Annotated in this window: 12 protein-coding genes; 9 read left to right on the forward strand and 3 right to left on the reverse strand. The window is 73.3% G+C overall.

Annotated features, from left to right (window positions below):
- The first annotated feature begins 23 nt into the window (after positions 1-23).
- From QSK26_RS08520 to QSK26_RS08530, 3 genes are all read left to right on the forward strand, one after another.
- Positions 24-671 (forward strand): TetR/AcrR family transcriptional regulator, encoded by a 648-nt coding sequence (locus tag QSK26_RS08520; protein ID WP_285774451.1) that lies wholly within the window; start codon positions 24-26, stop codon positions 669-671.
- A 97-nt stretch (positions 672-768) separates the two neighbouring features.
- Positions 769-2,145 (forward strand): pyridoxal phosphate-dependent decarboxylase family protein, encoded by a 1,377-nt coding sequence (locus QSK26_RS08525; protein ID WP_285774665.1) that lies wholly within the window; start codon positions 769-771, stop codon positions 2,143-2,145.
- Positions 2,146-2,306: 161 nt separating this feature from the next.
- Positions 2,307-3,845 carry an FAD-binding oxidoreductase gene (locus QSK26_RS08530; RefSeq protein ID WP_285774452.1) on the forward strand — a complete coding sequence of 513 codons (1,539 nt, stop codon included), beginning with the start codon at positions 2,307-2,309 and terminating at the stop codon, positions 3,843-3,845.
- Here QSK26_RS08530 and folP read toward each other — a convergent pair.
- Both folP and QSK26_RS08540 read right to left on the reverse strand, forming a co-directional pair.
- Complete coding sequence (folP, locus tag QSK26_RS08535) at positions 3,842-4,702, reverse strand: dihydropteroate synthase (RefSeq protein WP_285774453.1); 861 nt, start codon at positions 4,700-4,702, stop codon at positions 3,842-3,844. The two genes, QSK26_RS08530 and folP, sit on opposite strands and share 4 nt — an antisense overlap.
- A 102-nt stretch (positions 4,703-4,804) precedes the next feature.
- Positions 4,805-5,674, reverse strand: a complete 870-nt coding sequence (locus tag QSK26_RS08540) for a LysR family transcriptional regulator (RefSeq protein ID WP_285774454.1) — start codon at positions 5,672-5,674, stop codon at positions 4,805-4,807.
- A 551-nt stretch (positions 5,675-6,225) separates the two neighbouring features.
- Here QSK26_RS08540 and QSK26_RS08545 point away from each other — a divergent pair.
- From QSK26_RS08545 to QSK26_RS08555, 3 genes are all read left to right on the forward strand, one after another.
- Complete coding sequence (locus QSK26_RS08545; protein ID WP_285774455.1) at positions 6,226-8,124, forward strand: LCP family protein; 1,899 nt, start codon at positions 6,226-6,228, stop codon at positions 8,122-8,124.
- 292 nt (positions 8,125-8,416) lie between these two features.
- On the forward strand, positions 8,417-10,468 hold the full coding sequence (locus QSK26_RS08550) for a spermine/spermidine synthase domain-containing protein (protein WP_285774456.1): 2,052 nt from the start codon (positions 8,417-8,419) through the stop codon (positions 10,466-10,468).
- Positions 10,469-10,568: 100 nt separating this feature from the next.
- Positions 10,569-11,411 (forward strand): ion transporter, encoded by an 843-nt coding sequence (locus QSK26_RS08555; RefSeq protein ID WP_285774457.1) that lies wholly within the window; start codon positions 10,569-10,571, stop codon positions 11,409-11,411.
- Positions 11,412-11,564: 153 nt separating this feature from the next.
- On the opposite strand, the gene QSK26_RS08560 is transcribed toward QSK26_RS08555, so the two are convergent.
- Complete coding sequence (locus tag QSK26_RS08560; protein ID WP_285774458.1) at positions 11,565-12,803, reverse strand: ROK family transcriptional regulator; 1,239 nt, start codon at positions 12,801-12,803, stop codon at positions 11,565-11,567.
- A gap of 150 nt (positions 12,804-12,953) precedes the next feature.
- Here QSK26_RS08560 and zwf point away from each other — a divergent pair, with 150 nt between their 5' ends.
- Genes zwf through glk form a run of 3 tightly spaced genes read left to right on the forward strand, consistent with a single transcriptional unit; the run spans position 12,954 to position 17,253 of the window.
- Positions 12,954-14,438: a glucose-6-phosphate dehydrogenase gene (gene zwf, locus QSK26_RS08565; RefSeq protein ID WP_285774459.1), complete on the forward strand. Its 1,485-nt coding sequence runs from the start codon at positions 12,954-12,956 to the stop codon at positions 14,436-14,438.
- On the forward strand, positions 14,435-16,279 hold the full coding sequence (gene edd / locus QSK26_RS08570) for a phosphogluconate dehydratase (protein ID WP_285774460.1): 1,845 nt from the start codon (positions 14,435-14,437) through the stop codon (positions 16,277-16,279). Before zwf ends, edd begins: the two co-directional genes overlap by 4 nt.
- A complete protein-coding gene (glk, locus tag QSK26_RS08575; RefSeq protein WP_285774461.1) occupies positions 16,276-17,253 on the forward strand; it encodes a glucokinase in 978 nt (325 codons plus the stop codon). Before edd ends, glk begins: the two co-directional genes overlap by 4 nt.
- The last annotated feature ends 23 nt before the right edge of the window (positions 17,254-17,276 follow it).

The following is a 17,276-nucleotide window of genomic DNA, read 5'->3' on the forward strand; positions in this document are numbered from 1 at the left end:
TCACCGGGACTACCGTCCCTGGCATGACATGCGCCGACGGGAGGCAGGCCGAGACGATTCTGCGGGTCGCGACCCGGCTGTTCGCCGCGCTCGGCTACGACGGGACGTCCACCTCGCAGATCGCCGAGGCGGCCGGTCTCGACCTCGCGACCGTCAACCGCGCGGTGGGCGGCAAGCGGGAGCTGTACCTCGCGGTGATGGACCGCGCGCACCACGCGGAGCGGGCCGCGATCGCCGCCGCCATCGCCGAGTTCACCGGCCCCGGCCGGGACGCCCCCGGCTCGGCCTCCGCGGTCGTGCACGGCACGCTGGACAGATACCTCGACTTCTGCGCGGAGAACCCGGATGTCGCGGCGCTGTGGATCCACCGCTGGCTCGCCGACGCGGCCGACCTGACCGAGTTGGAAGGGCGCTACGCCAAGCCGTTGATCGCGATGGTGCTGGACGCCATGGCGCCGGCGCTGGCCGGCGGGGACATCGACGAGAAGGTCGATCTGCCCTACGCGCTGCGGTCGGTGGTCTGGTGCGTCCAGGGTTTCGCCACCGCGGGGATGCTGGACGAGCAGGGTCGCCGGCTCGGCTTCTCCGACCCGCGGACGCTGCGCCGGTTCCGCGCCCACCTGCACGGCATGGTGCACCGCATCCTGGGCCTGCCCGGAGACCCTCCCTGACCGCCCCCAGCCAAGGAGACACGTGACCCCCGGACTGACCCCCGGACTGCCGCAGACCGGCCGGACCACCGAGGACCTGCTCGCCGAACTGGCCAGGATGAAGGAGGGCGACCTGCCGGTGCGCGGCGGCAAGGTGACCGCCTACGTCTACGACACCGGCCGGCCCGGCGTGCACGAGGCGGCGGCGCGCGCCTACGCCGAGATGCTGGAGGTCAACTGCCTGGACCCGACCGCCTTCCCGAGCATCGTGGAGATGGAGAAGCAGGTCGTCGGCGCGGTGGCGGACCTGCTCGGCGGCGGGCACGGCGTCTTCACCTCCGGCGGCACCGAGTCGATCATGCTGGCGGTGAAGGCGGCGCGGGACGCGCGGCCGGTCGCCGGCCGGCCGCGGATCGTGCTGCCGGTGACCGCGCATCCCGCCTTCCACAAGGCGGCGCACTACCTCGGCCTGGACGTCGTGCCCACGCCGGTGGACCCGGAGACCTTCCGCGCCGACCCGGCCGCGATCGCGGCGGCGATCGACGACGACACCGTGCTCGTGGTCGCCTCGGCGCCGTCCTACCCCCAGGGCGTGATCGATCCGGTGGCCGAGATCGCGGCGGCCGCGGCGCGGCGGGGCGTCCTGTGCCACGTGGACGCGTGCGTCGGCGGCTGGCTGCTGCCCTGGCTCAGGGAGGCGGGGGCGGAGGTGCCCGCGTTCGACCTGTCGGTGCCCGGGGTCACCTCGCTCTCCTGCGACCTGCACAAGTTCGGCTACGCGCCCAAGGGGGCGTCGGTGGTGCTCTTCGCCGACCCGGCGCTGCGCCGCCGTGCCTACTACGCCTCCGCCGCCTGGCCCGGGTACACGGTCATCAACGCGACCGTGCAGAGCTCCCGGACCGCCGGGCCGCTCGGCGGCGCCTGGGCGACGCTCCAGGCGCTCGGCAGGGAGGGCTATCTGCGGCTGGGCCGGGACACCCTGGAGGCGGCGAGGCGGCTGCGCCGGGGCGTCGGGGCGATCCCGGGCCTGCGGGTGCTCGGCGAGCCGGACTCGTCGCTGGTGTCCGTCGCCGGGTCGGCCGAGGTGGACGTGTTCGTGCTCTCCGACGAGGCGCGCAGGCGCGGCTGGTTCCTCCAGCCCCAGCTGTCGTACGCCGGCATCCCCGCCAACCTGCACATCACGGTCACCGGCGCCACTCTGGACGGCGTCGAGGAGCTGCTGAAGGTGATCGAGGACTCCGCGCTGGCCGCCCGCGAGCGCGGCCCGGTGCGGCTGCCCGAGGGCCTGGTCGAGGCGGTCGCCGGCCTGGACCTGGAGTCGCTGGACGACGCGGCCTTCGCCGGGCTGGCCGCCGCGGCGGGGGTCTCGATCGGCGCGGGGGGCGAGGACGGCGCCGCCCCGGAGATGGCGACGGTGAACGCGGTGCTCGACGCGCTGCCCGCGTCCGTACGCGAGGCGGTGCTCGTGCGCTTCCTGTCGGTCATGTACTCCTGACAACCGCCCCGGCACCGCCTCTAAGTCCCCTCAAATCCGGCCTGAGTCACCCATCCCTCATATCGCCGGACACGCCCTTTTCGGGCTCCCCGCCGGATAACACCCCTCCGGTTACCGTGAGTCACGGTACGCATGGTCGGCGTGGTTGCAGGGGAGGCTCGATGGGCGGGCGGATGGACCGGCGCGACGTTCTGCGCCTGGGAGCGCGGATCACCACGGCGGGGCTCGCCGCCGGGCTGGTGGCGGAGAGCCCGGCCGCCGCCGCACCCCAGGCGCCCCCGGCCCCCTTCGCCCCGGACCCGGCGGCCTGGCGTGAGCTCGCCAGGTGGATCAGCCCGGGGGCCGGGATCTTCCGGCCCTCCGACGCCGGGTTCGACGCCCTGGCCGCGCCGTGGAACCCCAGGTACGCCGTCGTGCAGCCGGCCGGGATCGTCGCCTGCGCCACCGCCGGCGACGTGCAGGCGGCGGTCAGATGGGCGGCCAAGCACGGGGTGCCGCTGGTGCCGAGGACCGGCGGGCACAACTTCGCCGGCCAGTCGACCACCTACGGGCTGCTGCTGAGCATGCGGCGGATGAACTCCGTCTCCGCGCGCCGGAGACCCGGCGGCGCCACCCTGCTCACCCTGGGCGGCGGCGCCCTCAACGCGCACATCTACGAGGCGCGCGCCCTGAACCTCTACACCCCCGGCGGGCGCTGCGCGGGCACCGGCGTGGCCGGCGTCACGCTCGGCGGCGGCGTGGGCTTCAACGACCGCAAGTGGGGGCTCGGCTGCGACCGGCTGCTGGAGACGTCGGTCGTGCTCGCCGGCGGGGAGCTGGTCCGGTGCAGCGAGCGGCAGAACGCCGACCTGTTCTGGGCGTGCCGGGGCGGCGCGGGGGGCAACTTCGGGATCAACACCGAGCTGGTCTTCGACGCCGTCCCGGTGGGCGACCAGGTCGCCACCGTCTTCGACCTCACCTTGCAGGTGCGCGACGCCGTGCGCCTCTTCCGGGCGCTGCGCACGGTGATCGACCGGGACCGGGCGAACGACCTCGACGTCTGGGTCGGCTTCGCCAACACCGGCGGCGCCGCCGCCCCCACCCTGGCGCTCCTCGGCCAGTACCTCGGCGACCAGGAGGCGGCCCGGCGGCTCCTCGCCCCGCTGTTCGCCCTGCGGCCCACCTTGCAGCTGTTCGAGCAGCGGCACTTCTGGCAGACCCAGGACCACCTGCTGTCGCCCGCCAAACCGGGCAAGGCGGCGGACAGCCGTTCGCTGACGCCGTACGGGTGGCCGGGGGACGAGGCCGTGGAGGCGGTGGCCGACTGGGTCGAGTCGTGGCCGGGCGGCGCGGGCAACGGGTGCAGCGTCGTGCTCTTCGCGATGGGCGGCGCGGCGGCGCAGCGCGGGCCGTCCGACACCGCCTTCGCGCACCGCAGGGCGACGTTCATGATGAACGTGCGCGCCGACTGGACGGCGGGCGCCGCCGCGGACGTGGTCGACCGGTCCGTCCGCGCGGTGAGCACGCTCTACCTCAGGCTGCGCTCCGCGCTGCCCGCGCCGGGGGCCTACGTGAACTTCCCGCACCACGAGCTGCCCCGATGGTGGGAGTCCTACTACGGCGGCAACTACGCCCGCCTGGTCGGGGTGAAACGACACTACGACCCGGGCAACTTCTTCCGGCACGGCCAGAGCATCGGCGCCGACCGGCCACCCGTCTAGTCCGGGACCCGGCCTGGGTCCGGGGCCGCCCTGAGCGCGGTCACCGCGGCGAGGGCGGCGCGGGCGGAGGCGGCGTCGTGCACGCGGAAGACCCGGGCCCCCTGCCACGCGGAGACCGCGAGGGTGGCGAGGGTGCCGGCGTGGCGCTCCCGCACCGGGAGGCCGCCGAGGGTCTCGCCGACGAAGTCCTTGTTGGAGACGGCCACGAGCACCGGCCATCCGGTGGCGACCATCTCGCCCAGCCGGCGGCTGACCTCCAGCGAGTGCCAGGTGTTCTTGCCGAAGTCGTGCGCCGGGTCGATGAGGATCGCCTCCCTGCGCACCCCCTGCTCCACCGCGCGCTCGGCCAGCTCCGTGGTGTACTCGACCACGTCGCGCACCACGTCGGCGTAGGCGATGCGGTGCGGGCGGGTACGCGGCGCGACCCGTCCGGCGTGCGCGCAGACCAGGCCGATGCCATGCCGGGCGGCCACCTGCGCCAGGCCGGGATCGACGCCTCCCCAGGTGTCGTTGAGCAGGTCGGCCCCCGCCTCGGCGACGACCTCGCCCACCTCGGCGCGCCAGGTGTCCACACTGATGATCAGGGACGGGTGCCGCTCTCTGACGGCGGCCACCAGGTCGGCGACCCTGCGGATCTCCTCCGTGGCGTCCACGTCGTCGCCGGGGCCCGCCTTGACGCCGCCGATGTCGACGATGTCGGCGCCGCCCGCGACGGCCTGGTCGACCGCGTCGAGCGCGGCCTGGAAGCCGTAGGTCCTGCCCCGGTCGAAGAAGGAGTCGGGAGTGCGGTTGACCACCGCCATCACCGCGAACTCTCCGTCGCGGAACTCCCTGCCGGCGAGGCGCAGAGTAGACATCGATGTGAGCCTACCGCCTCGCGCGGTCACTGATCGCCGTCGGTGCCGCCCCACCCGGCACCGGAGTTGGAACGCTCCGTGGAGCGATCAGGACGAACGCGGCTAAGCCGCGGTGCCACCCTCGGCGAGCGCCAGGAAGTCCTGGACGATCCCCGGGAGGCGGCGACGGGCGTGCACGATGGCGATCACCCGTCTCACCGGCGGGTCCAGCGAGCGGACCACCAGCCCGGCGCGCAGAGCCTGCTCGGCCATGCCGCGGTACCACAGCAGGGAACCCACCCCCGCGCGCACCGGCGACAGCCAGCCGCCCCGCTCGTCGGTCTCGGCGGCCGACACCGGCCGCACGCCGTACTTCGCGAACATCTGGTCGAACTCCCTGCGCCGGGCGCTCCCCCTGGGGGGCAGCACCAGCCGCATGCCGGTGAGCCTGGCCATCGGCACGGTGTCGGGCAGGTCGAGGCCGGGAGGTGAGATCAGGACGACCTCCTGGCGTTCCAGTGGATGGCTGATCAGGTCGGTGGGGACCGGCAGGTCGGTCAGGCCAAGATCGGCCCGCTGGTCCCTGACGGCGCTCACCACGCCGTCCCTTCCGTCACAGCGCACGATGTGCACGCGTACCGCCGGGTTCTTCTCGGTGTACGCGGGCAGCAGCCGCCCGGCGAGCCCCGGCTCCAGGCTCGGGGTCGAGGCGATACGGAGCTCCGTATCGGCCGAACGGCCATGGCTGGCGAGCGATTCGATCTCGTGGACTGCGTCTAATGCCTCCTTGGCTAGCTTGACGACTCGGCGCCCCTGTGCGGTGACGACCACGCCACGCCCGGAACGCGCGAACAACGTCATCCCGAGTTCACGCTCCAGGTCCCTGATCGCGCGGGACAACGCGGGCTGCGCGATGTAGAGCGACCTGGCAGCGTCTGTCATGGTGCGGTGCTCCGCCGTCGCTACCACGTAGCGGAGCTGCTGCAGATTCATGCCAATGAAGCTAGGACACGACACGCGGCCCGGTCCGGAACATTGCGGAGATCACCTCGGATGATTTCAGAGCGTAATCATTTAGGGCTACATCCGTGACGGATGATAAATCAGTAAGCTTCTGCCCTAAATTCGGCAAAGGTCCGAGACTGTCCGCTGACCCGGACGGCCGGGCGCGGGGCGGCGGCCGATCATCCGCACGTCGGGCCACGCCAGGCCCGTTTTCCCGCACCTGAACCGGGACCACCTGCGCCACCGGGGTTCCCGCCGCCACCCGCCCCCGGCGGGCGCCGGCCGCGACCGTGGCGGGCGGGCGGCGCGGGTGCCCGTCGACCACTCCGGGGGGCCGACTCTCCGGTGTACGGCCTGGCTGGCGCCGGAGAAGCGGACGCCGTAGATTAACGGGTCATTCACCCCAGATTGGTCATGTGTCATTGATGTCCAGGTATGGGGACTAGAATCCTGGGCAATTGTCCGGGCAACGGGGGCCTAAAGGCGCGTTTTGCCTGGTTGACCGGGAGTTTGCACGATGGACGAAAGAGCGGTGTGAGATGCGCCAGACCCCGGGGGATCCTGCCGACGACGGCGGGAAGCCGCGCCCCCGACCCCGACCCCGCCCCGCCGAACGCTCGGCGCGGCGCTCCGGTCAGACCCCGGACGGCCACGACTCCCGCCGCCGCACACCCCGGCCCACCGGCCCCGCGGGCCAGCCCGCCGAGGACGAGGAGCCCGCCCCCGGCCGGCGCTCCGCCCCCCGCGACCCCGCCGGGCAGGCCGCCTCCTCCCGGCGTCCCACCACCCCCGGCCAGGCCACCACCCCCGGACAAGCCGCCGCCTCCGGCCAGGCCACCCCCACACAGGCCACCCCCGCGCAGGCCGCCGCTCCCGGCCAGGCCGCCGCCTCCGGGCCCGGCGCCCCCTCCGGGCGGGCCGCCGCCGCCGAAGGACCGGGAGAGCCCCCCGCCGCCCGCCGCCCCGCCCCGGCGGGGCCCCGGTACGGCAAGCGGCTGACCGCCGGTTCGATCGTCGGCTGGACCGCCCTGTCGGCGGTGGTCCCCGGCGCCGCGCACCTGCGGGCGGGACATCGGCGGACCGGGTTCATCCTGCTCGGCGTCTTCGTGGCGATGCTGCTGGGCGCCGTCGGCTTCACCCTGGCCAACCTGGACAACGTCGGCATCGCCCTGCGGGACAGCCTGCTGCTCACCGTGGCGGTCCTGGCGGGCGTGGGCGCGCTGCTGTGGTTCCTGCTGGTGCTCAGCTCCTACATCACCCTGAAGCCCGACCGGCTGAACGGCACCGGGCAGATCGTCTCCGGCATCGCGGTCGGCCTGCTGTGCGTGATCGTCACGGCGCCCTTCGCGTTCACCGCCAACAGCGTGCTCACCGCCCGCGACCTGGCCAACACGATCTTCCCGAGCGACCCGGCCGGCACCGCCGCGCCGGTCAAGCACGAGGACCCGTGGAACGGCAAGACCCGGGTCAACTTCCTGCTCATCGGCGGGGACGCCGCCGGGGACCGGGTCGGCGTGCGGACCGACAGCATGAACGTCGCCAGCGTGGACGTGAAGACCGGCAACACGGTGATGTTCAGCCTGCCGCGCAACCTCCAGCACGTGCGCTTCCCCGCCGCCAGCCCGCTGCACCGGCAGTTCCCCAACGGCTTCTACGCCGAGGACCCCAACGGCGGCCTGCTCAACGCCGTGTGGCAGTACGCCGAGGAGAACCCCGCCGTCATGGGCGGCAGGCACCAGGGCCCGCGCGCGCTGAAGGACGCCATCGGCAACACGCTCGGCCTGCACATCGACTATTACGCACTGGTCAACATGTACGGCTTCGCCGCGCTGGTGGACGCCATCGGCGGCCTGCGGATCCGGGTGGAGCAGGACGTGAAGTGGGGCGGCCTGTACGGCACCGCCGGCACGATCAAGGCCGGCTACCGCAAGCTCTCCGGCGAGGAGGCGCTGTGGTACGGCCGCTCCCGGGTCGGCAGCGACGACTTCTCCCGGATGGCCCGCCAGCGGTGCGTCATCGGCGCCTTCGCCCAGCAGGCCACCCCGGACGTGGTGCTCGCCAACTTCAGCAAGATCGCCGGTGCGGCGAAGAAGCTGGCCAGCACCGACATCCCGCGCGACCTGCTGGAGCACCTCGCCGACCTCGCGCTCAAGGTGCGCAGCGCCAAGATCACCAGCCTCCAGTTCGTGCCGCCGCTGATCTGGCCGGGCGCGGCCGACTGGATGAAGATCCGCAAGGAGACCAGGCGGGCGCTGACCCAGTCGGTGCGGCCGGCCCGCCGCGCCCTCGCCGCGGACGTGACCGCCTCCCCCGGCGCCACCGGCACCTCCCCCGGCCCGTCCCGCTCCGCCGCCAAGCCCACGCCGAAGCGGACCCCCACCGCGGTGGGCGCGACGAAGGGCGACTCGGCGCAGAGCCTCGACCAGCTCTGCTCGTGACCCCCGCCACCGCCCGGCACGCCTGTGCGCGCCGGGCGGGCCCGCGGCCCCACCGGAACCAGGCCGCCAACCCGCCCGGCCCGCACACCCGTCGCAGGCCCCGCCTGGCCCGCACACCTGTCGCAGGGCCCCGGACGGACCCGTGAGCCGCCCCCCCCGGACGAGCGCCCCCGCGACGGCGGGACGCCCGGCGCGCCCGCCCCGGACGGACCCGTGAACCCCGCCCGTCCGGTACGCGCGAAGATCGGCCGATGCTCGCGCGAGGCGTGCCGGGTTCACTACGGTTGCCCCCATGACAGCTCCGGCCCAGTCGCCGACCACCCCCCACTCCCCCGGGCAGCCGGCCCACTGGATGCCCGTGCGTCCGCGGCTCGTCGCCGCCAGCGCGTTCATGCTCTTCCTGGAGCTGGCGCTGATCCGGTGGACCGGCTCCAACATCGTGCACCTGAGCTACTTCACGAACTTCGTGCTGCTCGGGTCGTTCCTCGGCATCGGGCTGGGGTTCCTGCGGGTGGGCCGGACGAGGCGGCAGCCGTACTACTCGGCGATCACGCTGGCCGCGCTGGTGCTGATCATCCTGCGCTTCCCGGTGACCGTGGACCGGGAGACCGAGGGCGTCCTGTACTGGACGAGCCTGGCCACGACCGGGCCGCCCGCGTGGCTGATCCTGCCGATCATCTTCTGCGCGGCGGCGGTCGTGCTGATGGGCCCGGCGGAGCTGGTCGGGCGGTGCTTCCCCGAGCTGCCCCGGCTGGACGCCTACCGTTACGACCTGATCGGCAGCCTGACCGGCATCGCGCTGTTCACCGCGCTGTCGTTCCTCAGCGCGCCGCCGGTGGTCTGGGGGGTGGTGGCCGCGGTCGCCTACGTGGCGCTGCTGTGGCCGCGCGGGCTGCCCGGGCGGCTGCTGGTGCTGGTGCCCTCGCTGGTGGTGGTGACGGCGCTCGCGGTGGAGACGGTGGCCGCCGGGGCGCTGTGGTCGCCGTACTACAAGGTGACCACCGAGCGGCTGGACGACTACGGCGTGCCCGTCCTGGACATCAAGGTGAACGGCATCCCGCACCAGCGGGCCGTCCCCGCCGAGCGGCGGCTGGAGCTGGAGCGGCAGTACGCCCTGCCGTACGAGCGGGCGGCGGCCTCCGGGCGGCTCGGCGACGTGCTGATCGTGGGCGCGGGCAGCGGCACCGACGTGGCCATCGCGCTCCGCGAGGGCGCCCGGCGGGTGGACGCGGTCGAGATCGACCCGCAGTTGCTGCGCATCGGCAGGGAGTCCCATCCCGACCGGCCCTACGACGATCCGCGCGTCACCACGCACGTGGCCGACGGCCGGGCCTTCCTGGAGCGCACCGGCAAGAAGTACGACCTGATCCTCTTCGCGCTGCCCGACTCGCTCACCCTGGTCTCGGGGGCCAGTTCGCTGCGCCTGGAGAGCTACCTGTTCACCCGGGAGGCGATGGAGGCCGCCCGCGCGCACCTCAAGCCCGGCGGGGCGTTCTCGATGTACAACTACTACCGGGAGCGGTGGCTGGTGGACCGGCTGGCGGCCACCATGCGAGACGCCTTCGGGCACGCGCCCTGCGTCGACGTGGTCACCGAGGCCGGGCAGCAGGCCGTGATCACGGCCGGCCTCACCGCGCGGGACCAGCGGTGCGGCGCGGCGTGGACCGGCCCGGCCGCCGGCACCCCGCCGCCGACCGGCGACGACCGGCCCTTCCTCTACCTGAAGGACCGGACGATCCCGGAGCTCTACGTGATCACCCTGGTCCTCATCCTGATCGTCAGCCTGCTGGCCGTGCGCGTGGTCGCCGGCCCCTATTCCCGGATGCGTCCCTACGGCGACCTGTTCCTGCTCGGCGTGGGCTTCCTGCTGCTGGAGACGAAGAGCGTGACCGGGTTCGCGCTGCTGTTCGGCACCACGTGGGTGGTCAACGCGATCGTGTTCGCGGGCGTGCTGGTGGCGGTGCTGGCCGCGGTCGAGGTGACCCGCCGCTTCCGCACGCCGCCGGTGCCCGTCATGTACGGCGTGCTCGCCGCCGGGCTGCTGCTGGCCTGGCTGGTGCCGAACGCGTGGCTGCTGTCCCTCCCGCTGCCGCTGCGCGCCGTCGCCGCCGTCGCGGTGGCCTTCCTGCCGATCTTCGCGGCCAACGTGGTCTTCGCCAAGCGCTTCGCCGAGAGCTCGGACGGCACGCTCGCCTTCGGCGCCAACCTGCTGGGCGCGATGGTCGGCGGCTGCCTGGAGTACCTCGCGCTGCTGGTCGGCTACCAGGGGCTGCTGATCGTGGCCGCCGTCCTCTACCTGGGCGCCTTCGTCCTGCTGCCCAGGAGGGGGACGGTGGCCGCCTAGCGGGCGGCCCGGTGCGGGGCCGCCACTCCGTCACCGCGGCCGGGTCACTAAGATCTTGACGCGTCGCTGTCCTCCCCGACCCCCAGGAGAACCCTCGCCGATGCGGGAACGCGCACGCGCGGCCGTGGAGTCCAACGGCTTCCAGCGGTTCGTCATCGCCGTCATCGTGGTCAACGCGGTGACCCTCGGGCTGGAGACCTCGGCGCAGGCCGTGGCGTCGTACGGGGGGCTGCTCGCCGTGATCGACCACGTGGCGCTGGCCGTCTTCGTGGCCGAGCTGCTCGTCAAGGTCTACGTCTACGGCGCCCGGTTCCCGCGCGACCCGTGGAACCTGTTCGACGCGATCATCGTGGTCATCTCGCTGCTGCCGACCGCGGGCGGCCTGTCGGTGCTTCGCGCGCTCCGGGTGCTGCGCGCGCTGCGGTTGATCTCCATGGTGCCGAGCCTGCGCCGGGTGGTGTCGGCGCTGCTGACGGCGGTCCCCGGGATGACCTCGATCGTGGTGCTGCTCGCCCTCGTGCTCTACGTCGCGTCGGTGATGAGCACCAAGCTGTACGGCGCGACCGCCCCGGAGTACTTCGGCACGCTGCCGACCTCGCTGTTCACGCTGTTCCAGATGATGACCGGGGACGCCTGGTCGGACATCACCCGGGAGGTGATGGCCGAGCACGCCACCGCCTGGGTGTTCTTCGTCCTGTTCGTCCTGGTGTGCACTTTCGTGATGCTCAACCTCTTCGTCGCCGTGGTGGTGAGCGCGATGGACGAGGACCAGGTGGAGGCCGCGGTGCAGGCCGGTGAGGACGCCGGCGCGGCGGTGCTCGCGGAGCTGTCGGCGGTGCGCGCCGAGCTCCGCGAGCTGCGCGCGAGCCTGCCGACCGGGCGGGCGGACGAGGACGACCTGGCCCCCGCCCGGACGGCGGTGGCGCGGGCTCAGCGAGAGTAGTGCTCGACGACGAGCTGCTCGTCCACCGGCACCCGCACCTGCTCGCGCCGAGGCTGGGAGACGGACCGCTACGGCGTCACCGTGCGCTCCGGGATCGACGACCCGACCCTGATCCGGCTTCCCTGGCCGGAGCCGATCTCGACCTCGCACGGGCTAGAAGGCGCCCTGCACCGCCTGATCCAGCACGGCCGCCCCTGACCCCTGCTCGCCCGGGAAGGGCGCCGCCATCGCCGCGTCGACCGCCTCGGCCGACAGGATGTGCTCCAGCACCATCACGGCGCAGCCGGTGATGCCGGCCCCCGGGCCGAGCCGGCTGCGCTCGATGCGCAGGTTGCGGGTGGCCAGCGCGGTCGAGCGGCGGTAGACGACCTCCCGCACCCCCGACACCAGCGGCTGGAACGCCTCCGCGACGTCGCCGCCGAGCACGACCACCGCCGGGTTGAGCAGGTTGACCGCGCTGGCCACCACCTCGCCGAGCTTGCGGGCGGCGTCGCGGATCACCGCCATCGTCTCCGCGTCGCCCGCGCGCACCAGGGCCACCACGTCGGGCAGTGCCGACACCTCGCGCCCGCGGGCGCGCAGGTCGCGCAGGATCGCGGTGCCGCTGGCCACCGAGTCGAGGCAGTCGACGTTGCCGCACCGGCACAGCACTCCCCCGCCGTCCCGCACCGGGATGTGCCCGATCTCGCCCGCCGCGCCCAGCGCGCCGCGCAGGATCCGCCCGCCGGAGATGACGCCGGACCCGATCCGGGTGGCGATCTTCACGAACAGCAGGTCGTCCACCTCGCCGGCGTAGGCGGCGTGGTGCTCGCCGATGGCGATCACGTTCACGTCGTTGTCCACGAAGACCGGGACGGGGAACCGCTGGGCGATGATCGGCGGGATGACCACGCCGGTCCAGCTCGCCATCACCCGCGCGCTCTCCGTACGGCCGGCCGCGAACTCCACGGTGGCCGGCACGCCCATGCCCACCCCGCGCACCCCGGCGCCGGGCAGCGCGGCGAGCAGCCGCTCCCAGGTGTCGAGCAGCAGCGGCAGGACGACGCCCGGACCCTCCTCGACGTCGATCACCAGGTCCTCGCGGGCGTGCACCCGGCCCGCCAGGTCGCACACCGCGATCTGGGTCCTGCTGGCGCCGAGCGAGGCGACCAGCACGACCCCGCCCGCGGCGTTGAAGGCCAGCCGGGCGGGCGGGCGGCCGCCGGTGGAGGGGCCCTCGGTGTCCTCGACGATCAGGCCGCGGTCGAGCAGCTCGGTCACGCGCAGCGCGACGGCGGGCCGGGACAGCCCGGTGACCCTGCCGATCTCGGCGCGCGTCACGGCCTCGCCCGTCCTGATGAGACGGAAGACCTCACCGCTCGTGGCGAGCGCGGCAGCGGAACGTCTAGGCATCGGTTCAGTCAACCACACCAGCTTCGGCTATGAGAAGTCACGACTTATTCATCTCGAATAGCAAAACTCGGGTTGTATCCAGCCAAAGATCTGACTAGTGTCCGTTCTGTCCTCTCGTGTTAGATCATTCGGAGCCTGGCCGTGTCCCCCTTGCCGTCAACCGCAGCCCCGCACTCCGCCGACCTGATCGTCTTCGGCGGTACCGGCGACCTCTCGATGCGCAAGCTGCTCCCCGCCCTCTATCACGCCGACCGCGACGGCCGGCTGGCGCCGGAGACGCGGGTGATCGCCCTGTCCCGGGGCGGGCTCACCGACGCCGACTTCCGCGGCAAGGTGGACGCCGAGGTACGCGGCGCGGGCACCGTGCCCGCGGGCGACCCCGAGGGGTGGCGGCGCTTCCTCCTCCGGCTGCACCACGTCTCGCTGGACGTCACCGGCGGCGACGGCCCCGAGGCGGCCGGCTGGTCGGCCGTGCGCGAGCTGCTCGCCGGGCAGGAGGAGCGCGACCGGATCTTCTACCTGGCCAGCCCGCCGATGACGTTCGGCCCGTTCTGCCGCCAGGCCCACCGGGCCGGGCTGGTGACGCCGCGCTCGCGGGTGGTGCTGGAGAAGCCGCTCGGCCGCGACCTGGCCAGCGCCCAGGGCATCAACGACGAGGTCGGCGAGATCTTCGAAGAGTCGCAGATCTTCCGCATCGACCACTACCTGGGCAAGGAGACCGTGCAGAACCTGCTCGTGCTCCGCTTCGCCAACGCCTTCCTCGAACCGATCTGGAACTCGCTCTGGATCGACCACGTGCAGATCACCGCCGCCGAGACGGTCGGCACGCCGGGCCGCAGGGGCTACTACGACCACGCCGGCGCGCTGCGCGACATGGTGCAGAACCACCTGCTCCAGTTGCTCTGCCTGGTGGCCATGGAGCCGCCCTCGCGCAACGACCGTGAGTCGATCCGCGACGAGAAGGTCAAGGTGCTCCAGTCGCTGCGGCCGATCACCGGCTCCGAGGTCGACCGGTTCACCGTGCGCGGGCAGTACTCCGCCGCCCCCGGCATGCCGGGCTACCTCGACGAGCCGGCCAGCACGCCGCCCACCGAGCTGTCCCACCGGGTGGAGACCTTCGCCGCGATCCGCGCCGAGGTGAAGAACTGGCGGTGGGCCGGCGTCCCGTTCTACCTGCGCACCGGCAAGCGGCTGCCGAGCCGGCGTTCGGAGATCGTGGTGCAGTTCAAGGACGTGCCGCACTCGATCTTCGCGGGCGGCACCCCCAACCGGCTGGTGCTGCGGCTCCAGCCCAGCGAGGGCATCCATCTGCACATCATGGCCAAGGAGCCGGGCGCGGGCGAGGTCGCGCTGCGTCCCGTGCCGCTCAGCCTCAGCTTCGCGCAGACCTTCGCCAGCCGGGTGCCGGACGCCTACGAGCGCCTGCTCATGGACGTGATGGCCGGCAACCCCACGCTCTTCATGCGGCGCGACGAGGTGGAGGCCGCCTGGCAGTGGATCGACCCCATCCTGTCCACCTGGGAGTCGTACGGCACGCCGCCCGAGCCCTACCCGGCGGGCAGCTACGGCCCCCCGTCGGCCCACGAACTGCTCGCCCGCAGCGGCCGCGCCTGGCACGAGGAGGAACTCGCATGAACCCCGTCGTCGAAGAGGTCACCGAGCGGCTGCGCGCGCGCAGCCTGGCCCGGCGCACCGGCTACCTGGCGCGGCTCGACGCGGCGGCGGAGGAGGCCGCGCTGCGCGGCCCCGCGCGCACGTCCCTCGGCTGCGCCAACCTGGCGCACGGGTTCGCGGCCAGCCCCGCGGCGGAGAAGCTGGACCTGCGCGGCTCGGCCAAGCCGGGTGTCGCGATCGTGACCAGCTACAATGACATGCTGTCGGCGCACAAGCCCTACGAGACGTACCCGCCGGTCCTGAAGGCGGCCGTCCGCGCGGCGGGCGGCGTCGCGCAGGTGGCGGGCGGGGTGCCCGCGATGTGCGACGGGATCACCCAGGGCCGCGCCGGCATGGAGCTGTCGCTCTACAGCCGTGAGGTGATCGCGATGGCCACGGCGATCGCGCTGTCGCATGACATGTTCGACGCGTCCCTGATGCTGGGCGTCTGCGACAAGATCGTGCCCGGCCTGCTCATCGGCGCGCTGCACTTCGGCCACCTGCCCGCCGTCTTCGTGCCCGCCGGGCCGATGACCTCCGGCCTGCCGAACAAGTCCAAGGCCAGGAGCCGCCAGCTCTTCGCCGAAGGCAAGATCAGCCGGAACGAGATGCTCGACGCCGAGGCCGGCTCCTACCACTCCCCCGGCACCTGCACCTTCTACGGCACCGCCAACTCCAACCAGGTGCTCATGGAGGTCATGGGCCTGCACCTGCCGGGCTCCACCTTCGTCAACCCGCACACCGAGCTGCGCCGGGCCCTGACCGAGGCGGCGGCGGCGCGGGCGGTCGAGCTGACCGCGCACGGCTCGGAGTACACCCCGGTCGGCCGGGTCGTGGACGAGAAGGCGCTGGTCAACGCCGCCGTCGCGCTGCTGGCCACCGGCGGGTCCACCAACCACACGCTGCACCTCGTCGCCATCGCCGCGGCGGCGGGCATCGAGTTGCTGTGGGACGACCTGGCCGCGCTGTCCAAGGTCGTGCCGCTGCTCACCCGGATGTACCCCAACGGCGAGGCCGACGTGAACCACTTCCGGGACGCGGGCGGCATGCAGGTGCTGATCGGCGACCTGCTCGACGCCGGGCTGCTGCACGAGGACGTGCTCACCGTGGCCGGCCGCGGCCTGTCCCACTACCGCTCCGCGCCGGTGCTCAAGGAGGACGCGCTGGTCTGGGAGGAGCGGACCGACCCCAGCGGCGACCTCGACGTCCTGCGCCCGGTCGCCGAGCCGTTCTCCGCCGACGGCGGCATCCACATGCTCGACGGCAACCTCGGCCGGGCGGTCAGCAAGGTGTCGGCGGTCAAGCGGGAACACCTGGTGATCGAGGCCCCGGCGAAGGTCTTCGACGACCAGTCGCAGCTGCTGCGCGCCTTCGAGGCGGGCGAGCTGGACGGCCGGGACTTCGTGGCGGTGATCCGCTACCAGGGTCCGAGCGCCAACGGCATGCCCGAGCTGCACAAGCTCACCCCGCCGCTCGCGGTGCTGCTCGACCGGGGGCAGCGGGTGGCGATCGTCACCGACGGCCGGATGTCCGGCGCGTCGGGCAAGGTGCCCGCGGCGATCCACCTCTCGCCCGAGGCGGCGCGCGGCGGCCCGATCGCCCTCGTCCGCGACGGCGACCCGATCAGGCTCGACTCGGCGCGGGGCACGCTCACCCTGCTCGTCCCGGAGGAGGAGCTGGCCCGCCGTACCCCCGAGGGGCGGCCGCTCACCGACGGCGAGTGGGTGGGCACCGGGCGGGAGCTGTTCGCCGCCTTCCGGGCGGCGGCGGGGCCCGCCGAGCGCGGCGCCGGGATCTTCGCCATGAACGGCGCCGCGGAGTGACCGTTTACGCCTATCCCTGGCTGGTCGCCGACGTCGGCGGCACGAACGCCCGTTTCGGCCTGGTCTCCGGGCCGGGACGGCGGCCGGAGACGATCGCCGTGCTCAACGGAGCCGATCACGAGGGCCTGCCCGAAGCCGTAGCCGCCTATCTCGCAGAGCATGCGGGCGGAGTTCGGCCGGGCGCGGCCTGCATCGCGATCGCGGGTCCGGTGGACGGCGACCGTTACCACCTCACCAACGCCGGCTGGTCGGGCTCCGCGCACGACCTGGGCCTGCCGAACGCGCACCTGCTCAACGACTTCGAGGCGCTCGCGCTGGCCCTGCCCCACCTCGGCGCGGACGACCTGGAGCCGCTGGGAGGCCCGGCCGGGCCGGGTGGCGACGGGCGGCTGGGAGAGATCAAGGCGGTGCTCGGGCCGGGTACCGGCCTCGGGGTCGGCGGGCTGGTCCGGGCGGAGCAGGGCTGGGTGCCGATCCCGTCGGAGGGCGGCCACTCGACCGCCCCCGCCGTGACCGACCTGGAGCTGGACGTGGTGCGCGCGCTGCACACGCAGGGGATGCCGCACGTCGTGGCCGAGCACCTGCTGTCCGGCCCGGGGCTCAGCCGGCTGCACCACGCGCTGGCGCTGGTGCACGGGGTGGACGCGGAACAGCTCGCGGCGCGTGACATCGTCTCCCGCGCGGCGGACGGCGACACCCTCAGCGGGCGGGCGCTGGACGTGTTCTGCGCGCTGCTGGGGAGCTTCGCGGGGAACATCGCGCTGATCCTAGGCGCGCGCGGCGGGGTCTACCTGGGCGGCGGCATCGTGCCGCGCATCCTGGACCGGTTGCGCGGCAGCGACTTCCGCGCCAGGTTCGAGGCGACCCCGAAGCTCGGCGACTACCTCGGCGCGATCTCGACGTATGTGATCGTGGACCCCCAGCCTGCGCTGACCGGGGCCGCCGGCTGGCTGGCCCAGCGTTCGGGAAGATGATGAAGGAATGCACATGGAGGACC

The sequence above is a fragment of the Microtetraspora sp. NBRC 13810 genome (genome assembly GCF_030268685.1).
Taxonomy (GTDB): Bacteria; Actinomycetota; Actinomycetes; order Streptosporangiales; family Streptosporangiaceae; genus BSRQ01.